The sequence below is a fragment of the Saccharomonospora amisosensis genome, from assembly GCF_011761185.1.
GTDB lineage: Bacteria > Actinomycetota > Actinomycetes > Mycobacteriales > Pseudonocardiaceae > Saccharomonospora_A > Saccharomonospora_A amisosensis.
Map to the genome: position 1 here is coordinate 119947 of NZ_JAAOYM010000001.1, position 23471 is coordinate 143417.

General features: G+C 70.1%; 23 protein-coding genes. 22 read left to right on the plus strand and 1 reads right to left on the minus strand.

Annotated features, from left to right (window positions below):
- The first annotated feature begins 175 nt into the window (after positions 1–175).
- A complete protein-coding gene (locus FHU38_RS27070; RefSeq protein ID WP_009156828.1) occupies positions 176–547 on the plus strand; it encodes a DUF6355 family natural product biosynthesis protein in 372 nt (123 codons plus the stop codon).
- 193 nt (positions 548–740) lie between these two features.
- Positions 741–968, plus strand: a complete 228-nt coding sequence (locus FHU38_RS00575) for a hypothetical protein (RefSeq protein WP_009156827.1) — start codon at positions 741–743, stop codon at positions 966–968.
- A gap of 47 nt (positions 969–1015) precedes the next feature.
- Here the strand turns inward: FHU38_RS00575 and FHU38_RS27075 are convergent, their stop codons facing one another.
- On the minus strand, positions 1016–1675 hold the full coding sequence (locus FHU38_RS27075) for a prepilin peptidase (protein WP_167165560.1): 660 nt from the start codon (positions 1673–1675) through the stop codon (positions 1016–1018).
- Between the two features lie 252 nt (positions 1676–1927).
- Between FHU38_RS27075 and FHU38_RS00585 the strand changes: the two genes are divergently transcribed.
- The 20 genes from FHU38_RS00585 (at position 1928) to FHU38_RS00680 (ending at position 22979) form a co-directional block, all read left to right on the plus strand.
- Positions 1928–2497 (plus strand): hypothetical protein, encoded by a 570-nt coding sequence (locus tag FHU38_RS00585; RefSeq protein ID WP_009156826.1) that lies wholly within the window; start codon positions 1928–1930, stop codon positions 2495–2497.
- A complete protein-coding gene (locus FHU38_RS00590; protein ID WP_167165562.1) occupies positions 2491–3504 on the plus strand; it encodes a hypothetical protein in 1014 nt (337 codons plus the stop codon). The genes FHU38_RS00585 and FHU38_RS00590 overlap by 7 nt, the downstream gene beginning before the upstream one ends.
- A gap of 126 nt (positions 3505–3630) precedes the next feature.
- Positions 3631–4335 (plus strand): SAF domain-containing protein, encoded by a 705-nt coding sequence (locus FHU38_RS00595; RefSeq protein WP_009156824.1) that lies wholly within the window; start codon positions 3631–3633, stop codon positions 4333–4335.
- On the plus strand, positions 4335–5240 hold the full coding sequence (locus FHU38_RS00600) for a carbon monoxide dehydrogenase maturation protein (RefSeq protein ID WP_167165564.1): 906 nt from the start codon (positions 4335–4337) through the stop codon (positions 5238–5240). The genes FHU38_RS00595 and FHU38_RS00600 overlap by 1 nt, the downstream gene beginning before the upstream one ends.
- Entirely contained in the window at positions 5237–6616 is a 1380-nt protein-coding gene (locus tag FHU38_RS00605) for a CpaF family protein (protein ID WP_167165566.1), read from the plus strand. The genes FHU38_RS00600 and FHU38_RS00605 overlap by 4 nt, the downstream gene beginning before the upstream one ends.
- Positions 6613–7539, plus strand: a complete 927-nt coding sequence (locus FHU38_RS00610) for a type II secretion system F family protein (protein WP_009156821.1) — start codon at positions 6613–6615, stop codon at positions 7537–7539. Before FHU38_RS00605 ends, FHU38_RS00610 begins: the two co-directional genes overlap by 4 nt.
- On the plus strand, positions 7536–8429 hold the full coding sequence (locus tag FHU38_RS00615; protein ID WP_009156820.1) for a type II secretion system F family protein: 894 nt from the start codon (positions 7536–7538) through the stop codon (positions 8427–8429). The genes FHU38_RS00610 and FHU38_RS00615 overlap by 4 nt, the downstream gene beginning before the upstream one ends.
- Positions 8430–8490: 61 nt before the next feature.
- Positions 8491–8691 carry a hypothetical protein gene (locus FHU38_RS00620; protein WP_009156819.1) on the plus strand — a complete coding sequence of 67 codons (201 nt, stop codon included), beginning with the start codon at positions 8491–8493 and terminating at the stop codon, positions 8689–8691.
- A 188-nt stretch (positions 8692–8879) separates the two neighbouring features.
- Positions 8880–9593 (plus strand): TnsA-like heteromeric transposase endonuclease subunit, encoded by a 714-nt coding sequence (locus tag FHU38_RS00625; RefSeq protein ID WP_009156818.1) that lies wholly within the window; start codon positions 8880–8882, stop codon positions 9591–9593.
- Positions 9590–11743, plus strand: a complete 2154-nt coding sequence (locus tag FHU38_RS00630; protein ID WP_009156817.1) for a Mu transposase C-terminal domain-containing protein — start codon at positions 9590–9592, stop codon at positions 11741–11743. Before FHU38_RS00625 ends, FHU38_RS00630 begins: the two co-directional genes overlap by 4 nt.
- The gene (locus FHU38_RS00635; protein WP_009156816.1) at positions 11740–12900 is read left to right on the plus strand and encodes an ATP-binding protein; all 1161 of its coding nucleotides are present in this window, start codon (positions 11740–11742) and stop codon (positions 12898–12900) included. The genes FHU38_RS00630 and FHU38_RS00635 overlap by 4 nt, the downstream gene beginning before the upstream one ends.
- 394 nt (positions 12901–13294) lie before the next feature.
- Positions 13295–15715 (plus strand): TniQ family protein, encoded by a 2421-nt coding sequence (locus FHU38_RS00640; protein WP_009156815.1) that lies wholly within the window; start codon positions 13295–13297, stop codon positions 15713–15715.
- A gap of 201 nt (positions 15716–15916) precedes the next feature.
- Positions 15917–16330, plus strand: a complete 414-nt coding sequence (locus tag FHU38_RS00645) for a TadE/TadG family type IV pilus assembly protein (protein WP_009156814.1) — start codon at positions 15917–15919, stop codon at positions 16328–16330.
- A gap of 48 nt (positions 16331–16378) precedes the next feature.
- Complete coding sequence (locus FHU38_RS00650; protein WP_167165568.1) at positions 16379–17299, plus strand: hypothetical protein; 921 nt, start codon at positions 16379–16381, stop codon at positions 17297–17299.
- Positions 17296–17769, plus strand: a complete 474-nt coding sequence (locus FHU38_RS00655; RefSeq protein ID WP_009156812.1) for a TadE/TadG family type IV pilus assembly protein — start codon at positions 17296–17298, stop codon at positions 17767–17769. The genes FHU38_RS00650 and FHU38_RS00655 overlap by 4 nt, the downstream gene beginning before the upstream one ends.
- A complete protein-coding gene (locus tag FHU38_RS00660) occupies positions 17766–18215 on the plus strand; it encodes a pilus assembly protein TadG-related protein (protein WP_009156811.1) in 450 nt (149 codons plus the stop codon). The genes FHU38_RS00655 and FHU38_RS00660 overlap by 4 nt, the downstream gene beginning before the upstream one ends.
- Positions 18216–18251: 36 nt before the next feature.
- Positions 18252–18680 (plus strand): hypothetical protein, encoded by a 429-nt coding sequence (locus FHU38_RS00665; protein WP_009156810.1) that lies wholly within the window; start codon positions 18252–18254, stop codon positions 18678–18680.
- Entirely contained in the window at positions 18680–21529 is a 2850-nt protein-coding gene (locus FHU38_RS00670; protein WP_167165570.1) for a BTAD domain-containing putative transcriptional regulator, read from the plus strand. The genes FHU38_RS00665 and FHU38_RS00670 overlap by 1 nt, the downstream gene beginning before the upstream one ends.
- Before the next feature lie 925 nt (positions 21530–22454).
- Positions 22455–22619, plus strand: a complete 165-nt coding sequence (locus FHU38_RS00675; protein WP_167165572.1) for a hypothetical protein — start codon at positions 22455–22457, stop codon at positions 22617–22619.
- Between the two features lie 39 nt (positions 22620–22658).
- On the plus strand, positions 22659–22979 hold the full coding sequence (locus FHU38_RS00680) for a hypothetical protein (protein ID WP_009156807.1): 321 nt from the start codon (positions 22659–22661) through the stop codon (positions 22977–22979).
- Positions 22980–23471 lie beyond the last annotated feature (492 nt).

Consider the following 23471-nt stretch of genomic DNA (forward strand, 5'->3'; position numbering starts at 1 on the left):
CAGCACAGTCCAGAGTGGAGGTATGCGAATCGGCCCACTGTAAAGCATCTCCGGCACATGTTGGCAGATCCTGAATGGACCGGTGAGCGTAAAGATCCACTTTCGCGGGTGTTCGAACTCGACCCGCATCAGCACACATATCCCATCGTGACGCCACTATTTTTGGAGGACACGAATGCCAGCTTCGACACACCCTTCCCGCCACCGCGTTCGGACCGCCGCGACAGGGCTCGCGCTCGCCGTCCTGGCCGTCGGCGGTTCATTCGCCGGTACCGGGACCGCGTCGGCCGCTGCTGGCGCGCACTCGGCGAGTTCACCGTCCGCCAGGGAGGCTTGCGGTTACCTCGGTTTTGCCAAGTACCGCCACTGTGACGGCGGCACCGGATCCACCGTCATGCTCGATGTCATTGACATCCTCGGCGGCGGCCACGCCCGCTGCGTCGGTCCCGGGATCAGCGATCTGCAGGGCGGTATCCGCTGGAGGGTGGTCGATGCCTACTGGAACGGCGGGGTCGGCTGCATCCCCGGTTTCTACGGGTCCGATTAGCGATTCAACGGTCCGCTGGAGCGGCGGCGAAATTCGAGGTGTTCACGTTGCCGACCTCCAGCGCGTCCGGGAGGAGCCCGACTCCCGGACCGGACCGGTGTGGCGGGCGTTGCGACGCGCCCTGTGACGGCAAGCCCGCCACACCGGTCCTACCCCCGCCGATGCTGTCCGCACTCAGGGAAGGCGCGCACCCATGGCTCACTACCTACTGGCTTGCGCCGACACTCACTCGCTCGACGAACTCGACGACGCGACCCTGGACGATCTGATCGCCGATCCCGACACCGTGCCCCGCTACGTCTGGTGCGAGGCGTGCACCACCTGGCGGCCCGTCGCTGAACTCGTCGTGTCCACCGCAACGGCCACGCGAAGCGGTTCGTCCGGCCTTGACCACTCGGCCGATCGGAGAGGATCACGATGACCGCGACCCCGACCACGTGGGCCCGCTCCGGCCAGCCCGGCACGGCCTCAGCCGCCTGCCACCACGACAGCGGTCAGTACACCGGCGAGCAGGCACGGACCGAAGGGCACCGTGTCCGAACTCTGCGCACCTCGGGACTGTGCGAACCGCAAGACTCCGAGGAACAGCGCCGCGCAGGCCAACGACACGAGCAGCGTTGCCATAACGACGAGCCAGCCCGACCAGCCCGCCACCAGACCGGCGACGGCGGCAAGCCGCACATCGCCGGCACCGATCCCACCCGGAACGATCAACGCGCCCATCAAGAACAACCCGCTGGAGGCCGCCATCGCGGCCACCGCGCGAATCCCCGGCGCAGCTTCGCCACGGACAAGACACAGCACCACCAGGGTGCCCAGGACACCGGTCAGCAGCGGGTACACCAGCAGCCGGGGCAGGCGCCGATCAGTGCAGTCGATGATCGCCAGCGGCACCCCCAGCAGCACCAGCAGCCAGTACGGGGCCAGCTCCCACCTCGGCCCGATCCGCCACGCGAGCACCGCGAGCACGCCGCCGGTCACCGCGGCAGCCAGCCACCACGAGCCGAGGACCCGAGGCGCGCCTTCGGGAACGGATCGCCGGGTGAGTTCGCTCAGCGCCGCCCCGTACGCCGCGCCCGCCCCCGCGTAGGCGAGCAGCCAGCCGACGGTCACCGCGGCCTCGTCCACCGGGCCAGGGCAGCGGAGGCGAGGAGCGGCCGGAGCCGGCCGGGTACGGATGGTCTGGCCATGGCTTCATGCTGGCCACACCGCGCGCCCACCGCATGGTCCTTCACGCGAATGTGTGGATCTCGCGGGTGGCCGAAGGCCCTGAGCGGCACGTCCCGCGCGGCTTTCGACCCAACCACCTGCGCGCGGTGTATGACGATCTCGCGGCTCGTCCGCCATTGTCCGCGACTGTCATCAAGCAGGGGGAACACGATGAATCCGCGCCGCAACACCCGTCAGATGCTGGTCATCACCGGTGTGACCCTGGCCTTGGGTGTGGCCGCCTGCGCTTCCAACGGCAGTACGTCCCCCGCGCCGTCCACGACGGCAGTTTCCTCCCAACCCAGCACGACACCCATCTCGCCCGTCGAGAGCGCGAAGCAGCAGGCGCTGGCGGCTTACCACGGCATGTGGCAGGACGTCGCCGAGGCGGCGACCACATCGGACTGGCAGTCGCCCCGCCTGGCCGACCACGCCACCGGTGACGCACTGTCGGTGCTGTCGCGCCAGCTGTACGCCGATCACTACAACGGCCTGGTCAGCAAGGGAAAGCCGGTCAACAGCCCGGTCGTTGAGTCCGTGGAACCGTCGAACGAACCCAAAATCGTCTTGATTCGGGATTGCTCGGACGCGGGCGACTGGTTGAAGTACCGCGCGGACAACGGGCAACCGGCCGACGACCAACCCGGGGGCAAGCACCTGATCAACGCCGAGGTGAAGCTGGCGGTTGACGGCTCGTGGCGGGTGACCCGGTTCGCGGTGCAAGGAACCGGATCATGTTGACCGCCAGAGGCCTGGGCGCCCTCACGGTGTTGACCTCCGCCGCGATGCTGGCGAGCGTCGAACCCGCCCTGGCCGGTGACTGGTACGGCGACTGGTACGGCGACATTGACTGCGGCCAGAGTTCCTACGCCGGATGCGAACTCGGAGCGGGACAACACGGTCGCGACACACCCGCACCACCGGTCCCGCACCCCGGTGAGCCCACGGCACCAGGCGCTGCCCCGCACTCCGCGCCCGGTGACCGGATCCTCGGCGAGGACACCGAGCAGCCGCGTTGCTCGTACGTGCGCAGCGACTACCGGGCACCGGCCCACGGTGTGCGGACGGCCGGCTACCGGCCACGTCCCTCGGGTTCGGCCCCCGTGCGGTTCGTGTCGCACCCGCTCCTGCGGCCTCACGGTGCGGTGTCGATGCGAGCACAGGACCAGGGCGGCGCGTGGTATGTCTACCGGTGTTCCGGCCAAGGAACGCATGATGCGTTGTACCGGGCGCCGGTATGGATTCGGGATGGCCAGGTGCCGGGCGCGGCACCGTCGCCGGAACAACTCGCCCGGCGGGCCCGGGCGCAGCTGCGGTTGCCGGATCCGGCGATCGCCTCCAGCCCAGCGGGTACGCAGCTGGTGCGGCTTCCGACGTGGTTGTGGCTGGACCGGGCGATGTGGCAGCCGCGATCGGCGACGGCGTCGGTGCCTGCGGTCTCGGTCACCGCGACGGCGAGCCCGACCTCGGTGTCCTGGGTCATGGGCGATGGCAGCACCGTGACCTGCTTCGGGCCCGGCACGCCCTTTCCCGCTCACGGGGACCCGCGGGCGGCCTCGCCGGATTGCGGGCACACCTTTCAGCGGTCGTCGGCCACAAGCCCCGGCGAGCGGTTCCCGGCGACGGCGACCGTGTCGTGGCGCATCACCTGGTCCGGCGGCGGGGCATCGGGCACGCTCCCGGACCTGGCCACCACCACGGCGGTCTCCTTCCGGGTCGCCGAGTCCCAAGCCCTCGGCACCGGGTAACCCCCTCGCCGCCCGCTTTCAACTGAATCAGTTCTTTTCGTTGCTGTTTCCTGACCGCGTATCGGCGGTGGCTCTGCCACCGGGGCGCATACGTGGTGCGGGCGATCTATGCCTGGAGGTCTGAACGTGACCAGCACCGACACTCCCGCACATGGCCACGGCCCGACCGGTGAAGCCCGGCCGTCGTGGCTGGATCGTTCCGGCTCCCCGTCGTCAGCTTCGCGCCGTGGCCGTCGACGCCGCCTGCCGCACCTGGTGGCGGGAGCGCTGCTGGTCGTGTTGTGCGTCGGGGGAGCGGTGTGGTGGACCACCAGCACTGGGGAGCGGGCCCCGATGCTGGCGCTGGCCCGGCCGGTCACGGTCGGGCAGGTGCTGACGCGGGCGGACCTGCGCAGTGTCGACATCTCCGCGGCGCCGGGCGCGGCCTTGATTCCGGCGGACCAGGCGACCGACGTGGTGGGGCGGCCGATGGCGACCAGCCTCGGGCCTGGGGCGCTGCTGACCCCGGACGCCGTGGGCGGCGCCGCGATTCCCGCCGCCGGGCGAGCGGTGGTCGCGGTTGGAGTCCAGCCAGGACAGTTCCCGCCCGAGCTGGCCGCCGGAGCCCCTGTCGCCGTCGTCGTCACCGCCGGTACCGCGACGAACACCACAGCGCAAGAACAAAGTCCTGGTACGTCGTGGCGCGCCACGGTCGTGAGCCTCACGCCCGCGGGCGCGGATCAGACCACCGTGGTGTCGCTGGACCTGGACCACACCGCGGCCTCACAGCTGGCGCAGGTCCCGGCCGAGCAGCTCGCGCTGGTGATGCGACCCGCGGGCGGTGACCGCTGATGCTCATCGCGCTGTGCTCGGTCAAAGGCTCGCCGGGAGTGACCACCCTGGCCGTCGCGCTGGCCCTGCAGTGGCCGCACGCCGACAGCACCCGCCTGCTGGTCGCCGAGGTCGACCCGGCCGGAGGCGATCTGGCGATGCGGTTCGGCCTGCCGGTCACCCCGGGGCTGGTCAGCCTCACCGCCGCCGCGCGCCGTACCCGCGACCCGGCGCCGGTGTGGGAGTACACCCAGGCCCTGCCCGGCGGCGCCCGGGTGCTGGTAGCCCCGCCTGGCGGCGCGCACGCCCGCGCCGCGCTCCACACCCTGGCCACCGCGCCGGACGGGCCGAGGCTGCACGCCGCCGCCCGCGAACCGGCGGTGGTGGTGCTGGCGGATTGCGGACGCGTCGATCCCGGTTCACCGGCCGAGCCGATCGCGCGCCGCGCGGACGCGCTGGTAGTGGTGACCGGCACCCAGGCAGACGATCTCGCCCACACGGCAGCGCGCCTGCAGGAGCTGGCGCGCTGGACCCCACGCCCGGCACTGCTGCTGACCGGCCACGGCTATTCGACCGCCGATGTGGAGCGGGAGCTGGGTGTGCCCACGATCGGCCGCCTCCCGTACGACCCGGCCGCTGCCGCCAGTGTGACGGGGCATCCGCCCCCACCGGCCCGCCACCGCGGCCGCAGCGCACTCGCCCGCCAGGTCGCCACCCTCGCCCGCACCCTCGCCGGGCCCCCTGCGACGCACGCGACCGCAGCGGTGGCAGGCGTGCCCGCCCAACAGGTGCGCCAACCCGACGGCGCGGCGGTCATCACCCCACCCGCACACGGGCCCCACCTGCTGCGTCCACTGCCCACACCCAGCGACCCGCCTCGTAACGGCCACCAGCCCAGCACCGCTTGGAGGGAGCCACCCGCATGACACCGACCGACCACCCAGCGCCCCCCGCCAGCGCGGCCAACGGGCCGAACGAGGCCGAGCAGCGATTGCGCACCCGGCTGCGGCAGTCGCTGAGCGCGGATCTGCCCGGCCGAGCCGAGGCTTCCTCCAGCCCCAACGGCGGCACGTTGAGCCTGGCACGGCGGCGGGAGATCGGCCGCGAGATCCTCGACACCGCGATCGCCGCGCACAGCGAGGCCGAGCTGCTCGCCGGTCGCGCCTTGGTGGACTCGACCACCGAGCAACGCCTCGTCGAGCAGGTGCTGGACGAGGTGTTCGGCCTCGGCGGGCTGCAACCGCTGCTGGCCGACCCGTCGGTGGAGACGATCGCGGTCAACCGCTATGACCGGGTGTTCGTCCACCACAGCGACGGCCGCCGAGTCCAGGCCGCGCCGGTCGCCTCCTCGAACGAGGAACTGACCGAGCTGATCCGCACACTGGCGGCCCGCGCCTCGTCGCAGGAGCGCCGATTCGACCGCGGCGCACCCGCGCTGAACCTGCAGCTGCCCGGCGGCGAACGCCTGTTCGCTGTCCTGGGACTCACGGCGGGCGGGGTGACGGCCTGCACGATCCGCCGACACGGTTATCTCACCGCCACCCTCGCGCAGCTGCGCCGCCGCGGAACCCTGGACGTCGGCTTGGAGCGGTTCCTGCGCGCGGTCGTGCGGGCGCGCAAGAACCTGCTGATCACCGGGGGCACCGGAGCCGGGAAAACCACTTTGCTGCGGGGATTGGCGGCCGAGCTGGACCCGACCGAACGCATCGTCACCGTTGAGGACGCCTTCGAACTCGGCCTAGGGATGGACCCCGACTCGCACGCCGATGTCACCGAGCTGCAAGCCCGCGAACCGAACGTCGAGGGTGAGGGCGCGATCGATCAAGCCGAACTAGCCCGCTGGGGACTGCGCATGTCGCCGGACCGCGTGATCGTCGGCGAGATCCGCGGCGCCGAGGTCATCCCGATGTGCAACGCCATGTCCCAGGGCAACGACGGCTCCATGGCGACCCTGCACGCCTCCAGCTCGAAGATCGCGTTCACCCGGCTGGCCTCCTATGCCGCGCAGGGACCGGAACGGCTCTCGCTGGAAGCCACGGCCCTGCTCGTGGCCAGCGCGGTGCACTTCGTCGTGCACCTGGACCGTGCCGCCGACCGGACGACGCGGGTGATCGCCTCGATCCGCGAGGTGGTCGACGCCGAGGGCGGCACGGTGATCTCCAACGAGGTCTACCGCCGCGGCCCCGGCCGCCGCGCCGTCCCGGTGGCGGGGGCGCTGCGCGCGGACACCCTCGACGACCTGGTCGCCGCCGGATTCGATCCCGATCTGCTGAGCAGACCGCAGGGATGGTGGACCCCATGACCCACACCCTGATCGCCGCCCTGTTCGGGCTCGGCGCCGCCGTCGGCGTGCTGGTGCTCGTCACTGCCTGGCGCCGCACCGTCCCGGCGGTGCCGATGCCCTCGCGGCGCAGCGATCTGGTGCCCACCCTGCCAGGCCAGGCAGGTGACCGGCGAGTGCTGTTGCGCCTGGCCATGACGGTCGGCGCGGGTGTGCTGAGCGCCGCAGTGACCGCCTGGGTGGTCGGCGCCCTGCTGACCGCGGCAGCGGTGTGGTTCCTACCCCGGCTGGTCGGCCCCGATCGCGTCCACAAACAGCGACTCGCGCGGATCGAGGCGATCGCGTCCTGGACGGAGATGCTGCGCGACGTGCTCCGCGCGGCGGCCGGGCTCGAACAAGCCATCCTCGCTACCGCGCCCCTGGCCCCGACGCCGATCCGCGGCGAGATCACCACGCTGGCCGCGAGGCTGCGAAGCGGGCAGCGCCTCGCGCCGGCACTGCGGGCGCTGGCACGGGAGCTGAACGACCCGACCATGGACCTCGTCCTCGCCGCCCTGGTGCTCGCCGCCGAGCGCCAGGCTCGCCAGCTCAGCGACCTACTTGGCTCGCTGGCGGCCACCGCGCGCGAACAGGCCGCGATGCGGATGCGTGTGGAGGCCGGGCGAGCCCGGACCCGCACCTCGGTGCGGGTCATCGTCGCCACCACTTTCGCCTTCGCGGCCGGGGTCGTGGTGTTCAACCGCGCCTACCTCGATGTCTACAACTCCGCCACCGGGCAGATGGTTCTGCTGCTCCTCGGTGGCCTGTTCGCCGCCGGATTCGCCTGGCTGTCCCGGATCGCCGCCAGCGGCGGCCATCTCAGAGTGCTGGCCCTGGATGCCCCAGCAGCGACCGAAACGCCAGCTGGCCACCACGGGCCCGGCAACGGGGGTGAGCACCCATGATCGCCGCTTCGCTGTTCGGCCTCGGCACTGGTGTCGGCCTGTGGCTGCTGCTGACCTGGGCGGTACCAACCCGCCCAGCACTGAGCGAGCGCCTCACGTCGGTCCGCACTCACCCGCCGACCACACCGATCACGGTCGCGGCCGAGACGGCCTGGGTAACCACCTGCGGCCGGGTGTTCGTGCCTGGCCTGCGGATGCTCGGGTTACCCCGCGCGAAACTCGAAGCCGAACTGCGGATCACCGGCCGCGACGTCGACACCCACCTGGCCTCCAAAGCCCTCCTCGCCGTGGCGGGGTTACTCACCCCGTGGCTCCTGCAAACCCTGCTGGCACTGGCTGGGCTGGCACTGGGTGTGGAAGTGCCGCTGCTGGCGGGGATCGCGCTCGCCGCGCTGGGATTCCTGGTTCCCGATCTCACTGTCCGCGCCAAAGCCACCCGGATGCGGCGAGAATTCCGCGACACGCTCTCGGCGTTCATCGACCTGGTCTGGATCACCCTCGCCGGAGGAGCCGGGATCGAGGCCGCCCTCGGCGACGCCGCGGCCATCGGAGCGGGCCCGGCCTTCACCAAGATCCGCCGCGCCCTGCACACCGCGCAACTGACCCGCACCACCCCGTGGACCACCCTGCGCCAGCTCGGCGAGGAACTCGACCTCACCGAACTGTCCGAACTCGCGGCGTCGATCTCCCTGGCAGGCGCCGAAGGCGCCCGCGTTCGGGCGTCGCTGGCCGCCAAAGCCCAGGCCCTGCGCACTCACCAGCTCACCGACGCCGAAGCCCAGGCCCAATCCGCCACCGAGCGCATGGCGCTACCGGTCACGTTGCTGTTCCTCGGTTTCCTCGGGTTCATCGCCTACCCCGCGGTGATCCAAGTCCTCAACGGACTCTAGCGCGCCCCATCGCTTTCTCCCCGCCACGAGAAAACCGCACCACAAGGGAAAGAGGCACACCATGTCGCACCACATTCACAGCCTATGGGCGCTGACACGCGCCCGAGCCACGCTGTTGCGCGCCGACCCGGAGCGCGGGGAAATCACCACCACCGTCATCGTCACCGCCCTGATGGCCATCGCCGCGATCGCGATCATCGCGATCATCGCGGCGAAACTGACGCAGAAGGCGAACTCGATCGATCTCGGGCTCGGGGGCTGAGGGTGTCTGCCAGGGCCGCCCGAACTGTAGGGATCCGCTGAAGTTGTCGGTGTGACCGGTGTTGTTGTCGGTGAAATGTCGGTCCTTCGGAAGTTGTCGGTTGGTCGGCATGTCGAAATGAGGTGATCTTTCCGGGCTCGTACGTTGCGATTTGTCCCCGTTGGGTGTCGTGACGGAAGGGGTCGGAGATGGCGACGGGAAATTCCGTGAGTTACAAGGACTGTTCAGAAGAGGTGTCCACGGTGGATCTTGAGATCGTTCAGGCGAAGACGCTAGTCGAGGGTTCTCCGTGGCGTGTATTCCGTTGGCGGCGCGGGCAGGCCCATTACTCGGGTTGGTATTGGGCGGCGACTACCGGCGGTCATGTCGTGTATGAGAGCCGGCTGGAGTTGGCGCGTTTGCTGCTGGCTGATTTCGATCCTCGTGTGGTGGCGATTGCTGCCCAACCGTTTTGTGTTACTGCGGAATCGCGTGGTGAACGTCGGCGTCATGTCCCGGACTTCCTGTTGCTGGACGCCGAGGGCGCGGTGACGGTAGTCAATGTCAAGCCTGCGGAGCAGCTGGCGCGACCGAAGGTGGCTGCGGCGTTGGCGTGGGCGGACGAGCTGTTCACCGTCCGAGGTTGGCGGCACGAGGTGTGGTCGGGGACGTCGCCGACGACGTTGGCGAATGTTCGGTTCCTGGCGGCGTATCGGTATCCGGATCGGGTTGATGCCGCGATGGTGAGCTGGCTGGAGCGGCAGGTCACGACCGACGCTTTTCTCGGCGAGTTGGAGTCGGGTTGGCCGGATCGCGCGGCCGATGTCCGGGCCGCGGCGCTGCATCTGGTGTGGCGTGGCCGGTTCCGGGTTGAGCTGGAGGTGTCGTTGTCGGCGGCGACGGTGTTGGAGCGTGCGGCATGACCGGGGCGAATACGGTGTTGATCTCGGTGGGCACGCGATTGTCGTGGGATGGCGACTGGTTCACCGTGGTAGGGCTGGAGGCGGATCGGCTGCGGTTACGCGGTAGTTCCGGGCAGACGGTGCTCGCGCACACGGCCACCTTGTTGGCGGATCCCATGGTGACGCTGGCGGGTGCCGACACCACTCCGGCTGAGTGGCCGGGGTCGATTCTGGACGATCTCACGCTCGCGCAGCGGAAGCAGCTGGGGCAGCGGCTGGCGCATGTGCAGGAAGTGCTGACCGGCTACCGCGGCGGCGGCTTGGGTGATCCGGTTGAGGGCGAGCCTCGGCCGGGCTATGACCCGCGTTTGCCGTTGCGGGACCGGTATGCGGCGAAAGCCGCCGAGCTGGGTGTGACCATGCGGACGCTGGAGCGGTGGGTGGCGGCGTTTCGTGAGGCCGGGCCGGTGGGGCTGGTCGATCACCGCGGCACACGGATGGCGGATCCGGTGGGTGGTGTCGACGAGCGCTGGCTGGCGATGTGCAAGACGGTGCTGGCTGAGCACACCGACGCCGCACGGCCGACTCAGAGGCTGGTGCTGCAGCGGGTGTCGGCGAGACTGGCTGCCGAGCACGGCGTGGGCGAGGTCGAGGAGCCGGGGCGGCGGCGCGCGCGGGCGGTGCTGGCCGAGTTGTCCCGGGGCACGAACGCGTTTACCGGGAGCACGAAGGGAAAACGCTCGATCGCCGCGCGACCGCAGGGGGTGTATGGGCGGCTGCGTCCGACGCGGCCCGGGGAGTATCTGCTGCTGGATTCCACGCCGCTGGACGTGTTCGCGATGGAGCCGCTGACGCTGCGGTGGGTGCGGGTGGAGCTGACGATCGCGATGGATCTGTATTCGCGGTCGATCACCGGGTTGCGGCTCTCGCCGGTGTCGACCAAGTCGGTGGATGCGGCGCTGGTGTTGTTCGAGGCGCTGCGCCCGAACTCGCGGCATACCACCTCCAGCGGGCTGCTGCCCTATGCCGGTCTGCCTGATCTGGTCGTGGTGGCCGAGCCGGGCGCCGGCGAGCGGGCGCAGGTGAGCGGGCTTGCTGGGGTGGCGGCGGAAACGATCGTGGTTGATCACGGGAAGATCTACCTGTCGCAGCATCTGCTGGGCGTGTGTCAGCGATTGGGCATTTCGGTTCAGCCGGCGCGCCCGCTGACCCCCACGGACAAGGCTGCCGTCGAACGGTTTTTCCGCACACTGCGGGAACAGCTGCTGGAAGCGTTGCCCGGTTACAAGGGCCCGGATGTCCACAGCCGCGGGAAGGACCCGGAAGGCTGCACATACTTTTTCCTTGACGAGCTGGAATCGGTGGTCCGTGAGTGGATCGGCGAGATCTGCCACCACCGCCCGCACAGCGGGCTGGCCGAACCGCACGTGCCGGGGCTGGTCTTCTCCCCGGCGGAGATGTTCGCCCACGGCATGGCCCGCACCGGGCGGCTGCGGGTGCCGTCCCGGCCCGAGATGGTGTTCGATTTCCTGCCGGTGGCCTGGCGCTCGATCCAGCACTACGGCGTCGAGCTGAACGGGCTGCGCTACAACGGGCCCGCGCTGACGCCGTATCGCAATCGCACCAGCCCGTTCACCGGCGCTCACCGCGGCAAGTGGCCGGTCCGCTACGATACCGACGACGTCTCCCGGGTCTACTTCCAGGACCCGGCCGACCAACGCTGGCACACCCTGGCCTGGGAACACGCCACCGACGTCGCGGTGCCGTTCTCGGCCGACGCGCTGACCTACGCGCGGCGGCTGGCGTTGACCTCGGCCCGTCACGTCGATGACCGGGCGGCGTTGGCGCAGCTGCTGCACCGCTTCGACGCCGGGCTGACCCGCAACCCGACCGAACGGCGCCTGGCGATCCGAGCCAGCGCACAACGTCACGCCCGCCTCGCCGCCGCGACCGGGACTTCGCCGGAGATCGCGCAGCTGCCCACGGTGCGCGCGGTGACACACCCCGGCCAGCCGACCGACGAGGCGCCTGCCGGTGTCGAGTCCGCGATGACGCCGGAGGTGTCTGGGGACGATGACTGCGAGGAGGAACTGGACCGCTGCGGCGCGGACGAGCCGGCCGAGGTTTCCGACGAAGACTTCTACGCCGAAGCGTTGGAGGTGCTGCCATGAGCCGCGACCAGATCGAGGCGGCGACCGTCGACGAGCGGGATTGGAACCCGTCGACCAAGAACGGCTGGTTCGCCCTGGCCGACGCGCCGGTCCGCGCTCGTCCACCGGCGTTGTCGGCCGTGCAGATCGCGGCGTTGCCGGGCCCGCAACGGCGACGCTACAACGAGGCCCGTGCACTCTGGCACGCCAACCTCGGGCCGATTCGCACTCCGCAGATCGGCACGGTCTTCGGCGAGCTGGAGCAGATCTGCGGGAGTAACCGGCAAGACGGCGACAAGGTCAAGCCCGCCGCCGTGCTGGAGGCGCTGCCGGGCCTGGGCAAGACCACCGCCGCGATCGCGTTCGGCAAAGCGTTCCACCACAACCAGATCGATCTCTACGGCCCCGATGTCGCGGTCGGCGACGGCCGTTGGCAGCGGACGCCGGTGGTCTATCTCGGACTGACCTCCAACACCACGATGCGCAGTCTGAACGCGATGCTCTGCCGGTTCTTCGGCTTGCCCGCCGCCGCTCGTGGCACCGCCGATCTGCTCGCGCACCGCGCCGCCGAATGCGTCGCCCAGTGCAAGACCCGGCTGATCATCGTCGACGACGTGCACTTCCTCGATATCAACCGGCGCGACGGCCGGGAGGTGGCCAACCACTTCAAGTGGCTGGCCAACACCTTCCCCGTCACCTTCCTGTTCGTCGGCGTGGGCCTGCGCGCCCGCGGGCTGCTCGACGAGGGATTCGCCGGCGCCGATGCCGCGCTCTCCCAGACCGCCCGCCGCTGGACCGTGCTCACCCTGCACCCGTTCGAGATCCGCACCGCGACCGGGCGCCGCACCTGGCGGCAACTGCTGCTCGGCATCGAGCGTGACCTCGTGCTCGCCAACACCCGTCGCGGCATGATCGCCACCGACCTGGCCGACTACCTCTTCGCGCGCAGCACAGGCCATTTCGCCTCGCTGATGTCCCTGATCGGCCGAGGCTGCTTCAAGGCCATCACGACCGGCGCCGAGGCCCTGTCGCTCGACCTACTCGATGCGGTGCGTATCGACGAGGCCGCCGAAACCGCCCGCGGTGAACTCCACGCCGCACTCCGCACCGGGTTAATGACCAGCCGGACGAAACCTCGCCCGGCGACACCACGCACTGGTCAGGAGGGAGCAGCATGAACTTACCCACCGCATTCGGTTACCGTGCTGACGCCGCTGCCTTCTCCGACGGAGGATCTTCCAGCTGCTCCCGATATGCCGTCAGCGACTCGATCAGTCTCTTGGTGTCTGTCGTCGCCAAGTGCTTAGCGTTCAAGACTTTCGGGGATCTTCGATGGTCTTCTTGCACGTCATCTGCTACTAATCTTGCCAAGAGCCCGCCGAGCAATTTTAGATACTCGTCAAGTTCTTCACGTTCCAGTCTTCCCATCGGGTCAGGAACTAAAAACATAGTTAAATCTCCAATCTTTATTCGGGACGGCCGCGTCGTCGAGCCGGAAACGGTACGCCGCCGACCGGCATTTGGGAAGAGGCTGCCGGGCATTCCCCGGTCGAGGTTCTTCGAGGTGACGTTATGACCACCCGGCTCCCGTTCACCCTTACCCCGTTGCCCGGCGAACCCTTCGGCTTGTGGTGGCACACCTACGCCGTCCGCCTGGATGTCACCCGCACCACGCTCGCCCACGCTGCGGGCATCCCCGCCGGCGCCCAGCCCGGCCCGGAACACGCGCCCGGCATTGCTTGCCTGGCTGGGTTGTCCGTCAGCGAGGTGACCGCGATGTTCGCTGCCACCAGGCCCTGCCCGCCCGAGCACGTCCTGCGAGTCTGGACACCCCAGCCCGCCAGCCGCTTTTGCCCCGACTGCCTGGGCGAGGGCACGTGCTGGCAACCGGCTTGGGCGATCCCGCTGACGTTTCATTGCCTGCGGCACAACGCCCCGCTGGCAGAGCGGTGCCCTGCCTGCTGGCAACCCCAACTCCAGCGGATCGCGCCGGGCGGCGTTGGCACGAATCGGTTGTCCTGCTCCTCCTGCGGCCACAACCTCACCACCGGCCACGCCCGGCCCCTCGATACGTGCGGTGGGGACGCGGCTGGCACGCAGCGCCTCCTCGCAACGTTGCTGACCCGCACCCGAGATCCCGCCCTCACCGGCCAGGACCGGGAGCGGGCGGCCGATGATCTGACCGACCTGACGCTGATCGCCTTGCACCTGAGTCAAGACCAGGTCAGCAAGCGGGGCGGCTTCACCCGCCAGCTACCCGCCGCCGCGGCGCTCATCGAGGCCACCACGCTGCTGGCCACACCCCGGGGAACCCGGGATCCCGTGCCTGAGCTGGTCACCCGTTGCTGTCAGGGGCCACGTTCCCGTGCTATCCCGTTTTCCTGGCAGACGGCCAGCCCCGCACTGATCACCCGGATCGCTCGGGGACGCGACATGACGCTGACACCCATCGAGCGGATCCGCTACGCCACAACACTTCCCGAACCGGCGCCACGTCCGCGCCAGGCCACTGATCCCGCGCTGACACGGGCAGCGCGGCTACCCGACCAGCTCTGGCCCGCCTGGGCGATCCGGCTCGCCGACGATGACAACGTCGACGGCCCCGTGTTCCGCTCGGCCATGATCGCCGCGCTGCTGCTACCGCACAGCCAGCTGCAGCTCAACGAGCTCACCTCATTGCTGCCGCACCAGCCTCGCACCAAGCAGGTCGGACACCAACTTCGCCGTCTCGGCACCACCTCCGGCGACTCCAGGGCGTTGCGGATTCTGACCGAACTCGGCCTCGCACTCGACCACCACGACATCCCAATCGACTACGCGCGCCGCCGCCGGCTCGTCGGCAACACCGAACTCATCGACAAACCGACCTGGGACCGGTATTGCCACGACGCGGGCCTGCACGTCGGCCGACAGCGACGGCTCGACCTCGCCCGCCGCTACCTCTACGAACTACTCACCGGCGGCAACCTCGCCACCGCTCCCCAGCCCTACCGGCTCGACAACGGCGCCCCTCGCATCGACCACATCGAATTCTGCGCCAGCATGCCCGTCCGACTCGTCACCACCTTGGCCGCGCACGCTGAGCAACTCCTGCACGCTGCGGGGATCACCGCCGAACCGCTGTCCTGGCAGCCGCCGACCGGCTGGGTCTCTGTTACCCGATGGCCCGGGGCCGACCCAGACCGCACCGATCCCCGCCCCATTCATGACGCGCTCCGGGCGCAATGGGGCGCCACCTCCCACAACCACTGGGCCCCCACCCAGGTCGTCGCGGAGTCGCTCGGGATCTCCAGTCACCACCTGCGGCACGTGCTGCGCCGCCACCCGATCGCCGAAGCCCCCTACCCGCGGCACCGTGCTGGCGCCATCATCCCCATGCCCGCCAACGACCGCGAGACGGGCTATCGAGCCGAGCCCGGCCGCACCGATCCTCAGCGGATCTTCCTCGTCGACCTGAGCTGGCTGCGCGAGCAATACACCACCTGGAACCGCTCAATTACCCATATCGCCACCGAGATCGGCTGCCGACCAGCGACCCTGCGGGCATTCGCCGAAACCCACCACATTCCGCGCCGACCACGCGGCGGGAGCCGCGACCACATCGCCACAGGAACCATTATCGGCCACCCGGCCAACCTTCCCGGCCTCCTCCGCAAAGCCCTGCGAGGCCAGCAAGCACACCACCGGATCGAACGGTTCCTCCTCATGACCGAATGCTCCAGCCTCACCCAGCTCGCCCTCGCCCGCCGCATTCACCAAAGCAGCCTCACCACCGGGCTCAAAGTCCTCGAACGCAACTGCGGCGGCCCCCTGTTCCACCGACGACCGCACCCACAGCCCCTCGGACTGCTCACACCACTGGGAGAACAACTATGCCGACAAGCCCGCGACTACCTCGCCCGCTCTACCCGCCCCAGGCACGAAGTCACAACGACGATCCACGGAAGGAGCCACATCAATGCGCCGATTGCCACCGCAACGACAAGCAAATGACGCCACGCCAGCAAACACGGTGGCGTCCTCCGAACCAGACCGAAAGCCCGAACCATGCTCAAAGAAACCGACAACTACCCAGTCCACGCCCCACTCGTTCCGACCATCAGGCCGCAACCTCCGAGCGCCATTTCTCCTGGAAGCCACCGACAAGAAGGCAGTCCCAGCCGACAACTCCATCGAACTCCTACACGAACTCGCTTGCGCGCGCTGGCCGACCGGGTCCGTGGCGCGCTGCGCGGAGACCGGGGCGAAGTCACCGTCGAGCTGGTCATCGCCACACCGCTGCTGTTGCTGGCCTTGCTGACGATCATCCAGTTCGCCGTGTGGTCACACGCCACGCATGTCGCCCAGGCCGCCGCCTCCCAGGCGCTGGCCGCGGCACGAACCCACAACGGCACCACCCGGTCCGGGCAGGTGGCCGGGCAGCGACTGCTCGACGAACTGGCCGCCGGACCTCTGCGTGATCCCCAGCTCGCCGTGTCCCGCGACGCCTCCTCGGTGGCGGTGAGCGTCCACGGCGAGGCCACCCCGGTGCTGCCCGGCGTGCGCTTGCACGTGCACGCCGAAGCCTCCGGCGAGGTCGAACGCTTCGTGCCCGATACCGCGCCCTGAGGTCGGTTGCCGTCACGGCGATTCCGGTCTGACGGAGAAGGAGGCCTGATGACACGCCCTCACCCGCCGCACCCGGCGACACCGGTGCGCATGGCGACGTTCCCCGACGGGCCGGATTCGGTACTGCTCAGCCCCGACATCCCGGCGCGGCGGTGGCGCGGTGAGCGTATCCGCGCGGGGCTGCGCCCACGGCTGGTGCTCACCGGACTCGCCGGGGCGGTCCTGGCGGTGCTCGCGGCCTCATCGGGTAGCGGCTTTCCCGCGGTGCTCGCACTGAGTGCCGGGGTCCTGGCGGTCGCTGCGAGCGTGTTGGCAGGGTGGCGCAGCGCCCTGCGCCTGCTCACCGACCATCGCCACGGCCCGGGCACTTGGTGCCGACTGGATCGGGTGCGGGGCGAGTTTTTCCTCCGCAGCCGCGATTTCGTCGACCTCGGCGCTGCGGGCACGGTCGCGCGGATCTTGATCACCGGTGTGGACGAACTGCACCGCAGCCCGGCCCGCGCCTGGATCGAGCCCTCGCTGTGCGGCCAGGCGCACCGCATGGTGTGGCAGGCGCTGTGCTGCCTGGACCGCACCCGCGCCGCCCGCAGCCTCGCCGGGGAACTGTCCGCCGCCCCCGATTCCGACGTCGGCGAACTGGCCGCCGCGGCACACCAGGCGGTCAGCGTGATCGACGACGCACTGGACGAGGTGGCGCGGCACCTGCGGGCCTGCCTGATCCTCACCCGGGCATGGGAGGCGAAGCTGCGGCACCGCGACCTGGCCGCCCGCGCCGGCCACACCCTCGCGTTGCTGCCCGACCACGACCACCTGCGGCGCCTGTCCGAGACCGCGGAAGCGTTGCCACGGACCATGTTCGCCTACATCACCGCCGCCCGCGACGTCACCGGCGCCGGAGCGTTCCCGTGGGAGAAGCCCCCTTCGACGTGGTCCCGCCACCGCGTCCGATCCGGGCAGGGCCTGTCATGACCCGGCCCGCGCCGACAGCGGCCCTGTCGCGGTGGCGTCGATGGTGGGCGGCAGAGCGCGGTTCGGTGACCGCCGAGGCCGTGCTGGTGACCCCGCTGCTGGTGATGCTGCTGGTTTTCCTGGCCGTGGTGGTGCACCGCGGCGTCGACGCCCGGCTGCGGCTTGAGGACGCCGCGCACCAGGCCGCCCGCGCCGCCAGCCTGCAACGCGGCACCCCTGCCGCCACCACCGCCGCCCGCGAGCGCGCCAGCACCGCGCTCGCCCACGCCGGGCTGGTGTGCCGCGACCTCACCACCACGCTGTCCGGCACACCGGCCCCCGCCAACCCGGTGACCGTCAGCGTGCGCTGCACCGTCGACTTCGGCCAAGCCCTGCTGCTCGGCGTACCCGGAGCGCGAACGCTGGAGGCGACCGCCAGCGAGGTCGTCGACACCTACCGATCCCACCGCGCCCCTGCAGCCACGCCATGACCCGAGAAGGAACAGACCACGAGTGGGGCCTGTGGTGGCGAGCCGACGCAGGGCGGGTGAGCGCCTTCGTCCTGGCCTTGTTGCTCGGGCTGCTCGCCCTGGCCGGGCTGGGCTTGGACGGTGGCCTCGCCCTGGCCGGCAAGGTCCGTGCCAGTGGGCAGGCCGAGTCCGCGGCACGCGCTGGTGCCCAAGCCCTCGACCTCGCCGCCTACCGCGCCACCGGCACGGTTCGACTCGATCCAGCGCGGGCGCGGAACCTGGCGCGGCGGTATCTGGCCGACATCGGCGCTACCGGCACGGTCCAGGTGGCAGGGGACACGGTGGCGGTCGAGGTCACCGCCATCTACCGACCCCAGCTGCTGTCACTGATCGGCGTCACCGACATCCACACCCACGGACGCGGCGCCGCCCACCCCCAGCACGGCGTCACCGGCATCGAACCCTGACCACACGCGGCACCACCACGGAAAGGAGACACCGGCATGGTCACAACGGAAGAGGAAATCACCCGCCGCCTCGAACACAAAGACTCCGCGCGCAGCGCACGCCGTGCCCAAGCGGCCACCACCGTCGGCGAACTGGCCCGTCGCCACGCCGAACTCGCCGCACAGCTCGGCGAGCTCGAACGCGAACTCGGCCAGATCCTGACCGCGGCCGGCGACGTCATCGACATCCCCGAACTGGCCCAGGTCACCGACATCCCGGCCGCCGACCTGTCCCGCTGGCGAGACCAGGCGGCCAAACCCGCCCGCGGCGGCAGGCGCAAACGCACCACCGCGAAGAAGAACGACACCAACGGCAAGGACACACACCCGGCCACCACCCCCGCCGCGCCCACAGCCGCAGCAGCGGCACGACCAACCCCACCGGACACCCCCACCGCGGCCGGGGTCGGCGCGGCGAGCCACTGATGACACCGCTGGCTGGTCGGGTGTGGATCGTGCGCACCGCGCGGCTGGCGGGCCGGGTGGTGCGCGCCCTGGTCGCGGCCACGCTGCTGGCCGCGCTGGTGGCAGGGCTTCCCACGGCGCTGATCCACGGTGTGGGATGGCCCTTGCCGGGCCATCTGCCCGGCCTGGAGGAGATCGCTGCCGTGCTGCTGGCACCGATGTCGAGCAGCTTCCTGCTCGACACGCTGGCTTGCCTGGCCTGGCTGCTGTGGCTGGTGTTCGTCCGCGACGTCGCCGCCTGCGTCCTCGATGTCATCCGAAAAGCGCGGTGGCCGGACCCGCGAGGCCAGGGCGGGCCGGTGCGGCGGGTCGCGGCCGTGCTCATCGGTGCCCTGCTGGTCGCCGTGCTGGGCCGCACCGCCATCGCCGCACTCGCCAACCTGCCGGGGCCGGCCCGGCCTGTCGGGCACACCTCGGTCGTGGCGGACGCCCCCGCCGGTATGACTCCCGCCGCGGGCGGGCACACCAGCATCGAGCCGCCCCACTCGCCGGTCGAGCCCGGCGTCGAGCGGGTCCGCCCACCACGGCACGGGGTGCACGACTCGCTGTGGCGGATCGCGCAGCGCCGCCTGGGCGATGGCGACCGGTGGCCGCAGATCTGGGCCCTCAACCAGGGCAGCACACAACCCGGCGGGCGGGTCATGACCAACCCGAACCTGATCCACCCCGGCGACCTCATCCGCCTCCCTGCCAGCGGCCCGCCCCGCGCACCCGCACCACCACCAGGGCCCACCACGCCCACGCCACCCAGCAGCCACCCCGCGCCCTCCGCGCCGCCTTCGGAGCCGACCGCACCGGCGCCTGCCACCACGCCCGCGGCTGAGTCCGCAGCAGCCGAACCGGCGGCGGGGGCGGTGACCTGGGGCAGCGGCGAGGTATTCGTCAGCCTTGGCCTGGCCGCGGCCGTCAGCGCGCTGCTGCTACGCGCACGGCGCCGCCATCACGCCCGCTACCGGCCCGGCAGCGGGCGACGCGACGACGACCTGCCGACCACACCCGTGGTGTATCAGCTTCGGCTGGCCCACCTGCACGCCCAGCACCACAACGACGACCCCGAACCGGACACCCAAACCGACCACACACCCGGCGAACCGGCCGCGCGCGAACACCCCCACGACCCCGTCCAGTCCACGCTGGCTGGCCGCACCCGCCCAGTGCCCGCCGACCCCCCGAGCGTCGGTCCGCAACCGTCGGCGCCGGTGGTGGATATCGCCCTGGACACCAGCACCCACCACGCCGACAACGCCACAACCAACACCGCCGCGGGCGGGACAGCGGTGGTCGCGCTGGACCTGGCCCGCGTCCACGGCCTCGGCCTGCTCGGCCCAGGCGGCCACGCCGCAGCCCGCGCCCTGCTGCTGACCCTCCTCACCACAGCGGTGTCCGCAGGCGAGCCGGTGCCGTCGGTGCTGGTGCCTGCCGGCGACCTCGCCCGTCTACTCGGTGTGCCGGTGCCCACCACACACCTACCCGACACCCTCACCGTCGTGGCTGACCTGGAAACGGCACTGGCCACACTGGACACCCACACCCCCGTACCGCAACAGCCGACCGTTCTGGTCGCCTCGCCTCCCCACGAACCACACCAGCAGGCGCGGCTACAGCAACTACTCGACAACGGCGCCCAGCACGGCCTCACCGCGCTGCTGCTGGGCCAGTGGCGTCCCGGAGTGACCGCCTACGTCACCGCCGGCGGCCGCATCACCGCCACCAACCCCGGCCTCGGCGAGCCACTACGCGGCACCCGGGCCTTCACCCTGCCCGAGACCGCCACCGGCGAGCTGCTGTCCTTCCTGCGCACCACCCAACCCCCGGTCCACCACCGGACCGCGAACCATGACGCCGCACCCGACACGGCCCAACCCAGCAACGCGGAAAGCGGCCCCGATCGCCTGGAGATCACCACCAACCCACCAGCGCCGACACCACCCGCCGCTGACGCTGATGAACACACCCACGAACCACCCCCACCGGTGGCGGCGGACACGAACGCGGTGACACCGGTACCGCTGGTGCTCACCGTGTTCGGTGCCCCGGCCCTGCGCTGGCGCCCCAACCCCACACAACCCGACGACGCGCTGCAGGACCTGTCCCCGGCCTTGAGTAACCGCCTTCTGGAACTGCTCGTGTTCCTGGCCGTCCACCCCAGCGGGGTCTCCCGACACCGCATCATCGACGCCCTGTGGCCCGAACAGCCGCCCCGCAACCCCGCCAGCGTGCTGCGGACCATCCTGTCCCGCATCCGCCGCGCCCTCGACACCGCCACCGGCGGCGCCGTCCGCGAACTCGTCCTGGCCGAACACGGCCACTACCAACTCGACCCGGCCGTCATCGAGGTCGACTACTGGAACTTCGCCGCCGCGGTCACCCGCCGCCGCGCCACCACCACACCCGAACAACGCACCCACGCGTGCCAAGCCATCGTCGCGCGATACGGCGGCCCCATAGCCAACGGCCTGGACGCAGAATGGCTCACCACCGCCCGAGAAACCACCCGCCGCGACGCCCTCGACGCGGTCGCCGCACTCGCCCGCGCCCAAGTGGAAACCAACCCCGCCGACACACTCGACCTGCTCGAAACCGCACGAGGCTTCGACCCACACAACGAACTGCTCTACCGCGACATCATGCGCCTACAACACGTCCTCGGCCACCACCACGCCATCTCCCGCACCCTCACCCTCCTACAAACCCACCTCGCCGAAATCGACACCACCCCCACCACCGACACCATCAACCTCGCCCAACACCTCCGCGCCCGACACACCGGCATTTCTGTCGAGGCTTCAACTCAGTCCCCAGCGACCTGAATGACCGTGCCCCCTGCTCCCGATAACGCCTTACCAACGCGGATATCTCGGCGCAGTGCACTCACCTCAAAGTCGATTGTGCGGAACAGCGAGATACCTCGATTCCGTGGCGCGGTGCTGCCCGGGCCGATGCTAATGTCGACCGTGTTGGCGCAATCGTCGAGGCGAAGAAAAAGAAGCGCGTGGACGCGGTCCCGTATTTCCACGACTACACCATTTCGCGTCGAGTGTCGGGTGCGGCGTTCGCGTAGCGGCGAGATGGCACGGGGCCGCATTCAGGGTCACGACGCCCGTCCAGGCGCCGGTGTCGCCAGCATCGAGCCTGCCACCCCGGTACGACCACCCGCTGCGACGGTCGCGGGGCGAAGCGGCGCGCAGAGTCATTGCCCATCGTGGGGCCGCCGACCCGGCCGATCAGCCTCGCCCTCCGGTATCCGACTAAGGTGGATCACCCCGTGTCGATCGTTCGCCCAGGTCACGCCCGCTGCCGGGGGATCCACCGGTGTCCCAGACTCGCCTGGCACCAAGCAGGCAAGCACATCGGGCCCAGTGGCAGTCTCGCGCGAGTTCGACATCACATCCCTGCTGCTCACCAGTGCACACCGCTCACCTTCACGACCCATCCGTTGCGCCCTTTTTTGTCTTGCTGGTGAATGCGTATTCGTCCGCGGTTTCAGAATTCGGCGCGCTCATCGGTTCCAGAACGGATCAAACCCTGACCTGCGCAAACACGCCCAGAATTTGGGTGAGGAAAATCGCGAAAGTCCCCCGAACGGAGCCCGGAAAAACATTGCACGGCGCCGGTGGTCGAGTTACGTTTGTCGTGTCACCGGGAAAACCGGAAAACACAACGAACCACCCGCCCCGGGCGCGCACCATTTCCCGGGAAGTCGAAAGAATCTGCAATTCATGAACGGGGACCACTATGTGCTACGCCGACACCGCCGCCAACTCCAACGGCACCGCCACCGCGTTCTGCTACTGCGGGTGGCAGGAAATCCACCCGACTCTCGACGCCGCCGACAGCGCCGCCGAAACCCACCAGCGCAACGCCGACGCCGCCGAAGCCGAATTCGCCGCCACCCACTGACCCGCCACCCGCACACGCCACACCGAAAAGGGGAACACCGTGAACCACAACACCGACGACCCGCCCGTGTACGCCATCGACCCCGACGCCGACCCCGGTCCACTGCCCGAAACCGCGCTCGACAGCTTCATCGAGAACGGGTGCACGGTCAGGGCCGTGGTGATCGACCCCGCCGACGCGCAACAACTGTTGTACGGCGTGGTCACCGGCCCCGACGGGAAACTCGTCGGAACCTATTACCCCGCCGACACGGTGCGCGGTGCGCGCTGGCGCATCGTGACCGCCGACGGCACGCACTACCACGCCGCCGACGAGTACCACGCGGTCCATGCCCTGGTCACCAGGTTCGCCACCGACTGATCCACGAGCACAGAAACCGCCGCCGACAGCTTGCTTTTCAGGAGAGGACCCCACGCATGACCACGCCAGGCACGACTTCGACCACGGGCACCGTGACCGCCGCCCCGCGTGCGACAACCCGACTGCGCAACGGCGAACTCCGGCGCATGGTGGCCGAGCAACTCGCCAACGACCCCACCACCGCGTTCACCCCCGGCACCATCGCGAACAAACTCGGCGGAAGATCATCCGGCGCTGTGGGTAATGCGCTGGCGACGTTGGAAGCGCGAGGGGAAGCCGAAAAGGTCGGCACCACCCCGGTCACCGGGTCGATACCACAGAACCGGAAAGCGAATCGCATACCGGTTTCGGCGCGGTACCGGATCACAGCTGGGGTCATTGGTGCTATCGCCGCACCGGTAGGCGGCGGGCCAGCGCGGCTGCCGCCGGCCGCTCGACCCGTAGCGAGAATCCACGGCCCTGTGTATTCGACCAGTCGACCGGGCCCAGTCG

What these genes read in the sequence shown, in the direction of transcription:
- FHU38_RS00635 (WP_009156816.1), top strand. Translation starts at nt 11,740, where the DNA reads ATGAGCCGCGACCAGATCGAGGCGGCGACCGTCGACGAGCGGGATTGG.
- FHU38_RS00575 (WP_009156827.1), top strand. Translation starts at nt 741, where the DNA reads ATGGCTCACTACCTACTGGCTTGCGCCGACACTCACTCGCTCGACGAA.
- FHU38_RS00590 (WP_167165562.1), top strand. Translation starts at nt 2,491, where the DNA reads ATGTTGACCGCCAGAGGCCTGGGCGCCCTCACGGTGTTGACCTCCGCC.
- FHU38_RS00600 (WP_167165564.1), top strand. Translation starts at nt 4,335, where the DNA reads ATGCTCATCGCGCTGTGCTCGGTCAAAGGCTCGCCGGGAGTGACCACC.
- FHU38_RS00675 (WP_167165572.1), top strand. Translation starts at nt 22,455, where the DNA reads ATGTGCTACGCCGACACCGCCGCCAACTCCAACGGCACCGCCACCGCG.
- FHU38_RS00630 (WP_009156817.1), top strand. Translation starts at nt 9,590, where the DNA reads ATGACCGGGGCGAATACGGTGTTGATCTCGGTGGGCACGCGATTGTCG.
- FHU38_RS00670 (WP_167165570.1), top strand. Translation starts at nt 18,680, where the DNA reads ATGACACCGCTGGCTGGTCGGGTGTGGATCGTGCGCACCGCGCGGCTG.
- FHU38_RS00585 (WP_009156826.1), top strand. Translation starts at nt 1,928, where the DNA reads ATGAATCCGCGCCGCAACACCCGTCAGATGCTGGTCATCACCGGTGTG.
- FHU38_RS00625 (WP_009156818.1), top strand. Translation starts at nt 8,880, where the DNA reads ATGGCGACGGGAAATTCCGTGAGTTACAAGGACTGTTCAGAAGAGGTG.
- FHU38_RS00660 (WP_009156811.1), top strand. Translation starts at nt 17,766, where the DNA reads ATGACCCGAGAAGGAACAGACCACGAGTGGGGCCTGTGGTGGCGAGCC.
- FHU38_RS00620 (WP_009156819.1), top strand. Translation starts at nt 8,491, where the DNA reads ATGTCGCACCACATTCACAGCCTATGGGCGCTGACACGCGCCCGAGCC.
- FHU38_RS00605 (WP_167165566.1), top strand. Translation starts at nt 5,237, where the DNA reads ATGACACCGACCGACCACCCAGCGCCCCCCGCCAGCGCGGCCAACGGG.
- FHU38_RS00610 (WP_009156821.1), top strand. Translation starts at nt 6,613, where the DNA reads ATGACCCACACCCTGATCGCCGCCCTGTTCGGGCTCGGCGCCGCCGTC.
- FHU38_RS00655 (WP_009156812.1), top strand. Translation starts at nt 17,296, where the DNA reads ATGACCCGGCCCGCGCCGACAGCGGCCCTGTCGCGGTGGCGTCGATGG.
- FHU38_RS27070 (WP_009156828.1), top strand. Translation starts at nt 176, where the DNA reads ATGCCAGCTTCGACACACCCTTCCCGCCACCGCGTTCGGACCGCCGCG.
- FHU38_RS00665 (WP_009156810.1), top strand. Translation starts at nt 18,252, where the DNA reads ATGGTCACAACGGAAGAGGAAATCACCCGCCGCCTCGAACACAAAGAC.
- FHU38_RS00615 (WP_009156820.1), top strand. Translation starts at nt 7,536, where the DNA reads ATGATCGCCGCTTCGCTGTTCGGCCTCGGCACTGGTGTCGGCCTGTGG.
- FHU38_RS00640 (WP_009156815.1), top strand. Translation starts at nt 13,295, where the DNA reads ATGACCACCCGGCTCCCGTTCACCCTTACCCCGTTGCCCGGCGAACCC.
- FHU38_RS00650 (WP_167165568.1), top strand. Translation starts at nt 16,379, where the DNA reads ATGACACGCCCTCACCCGCCGCACCCGGCGACACCGGTGCGCATGGCG.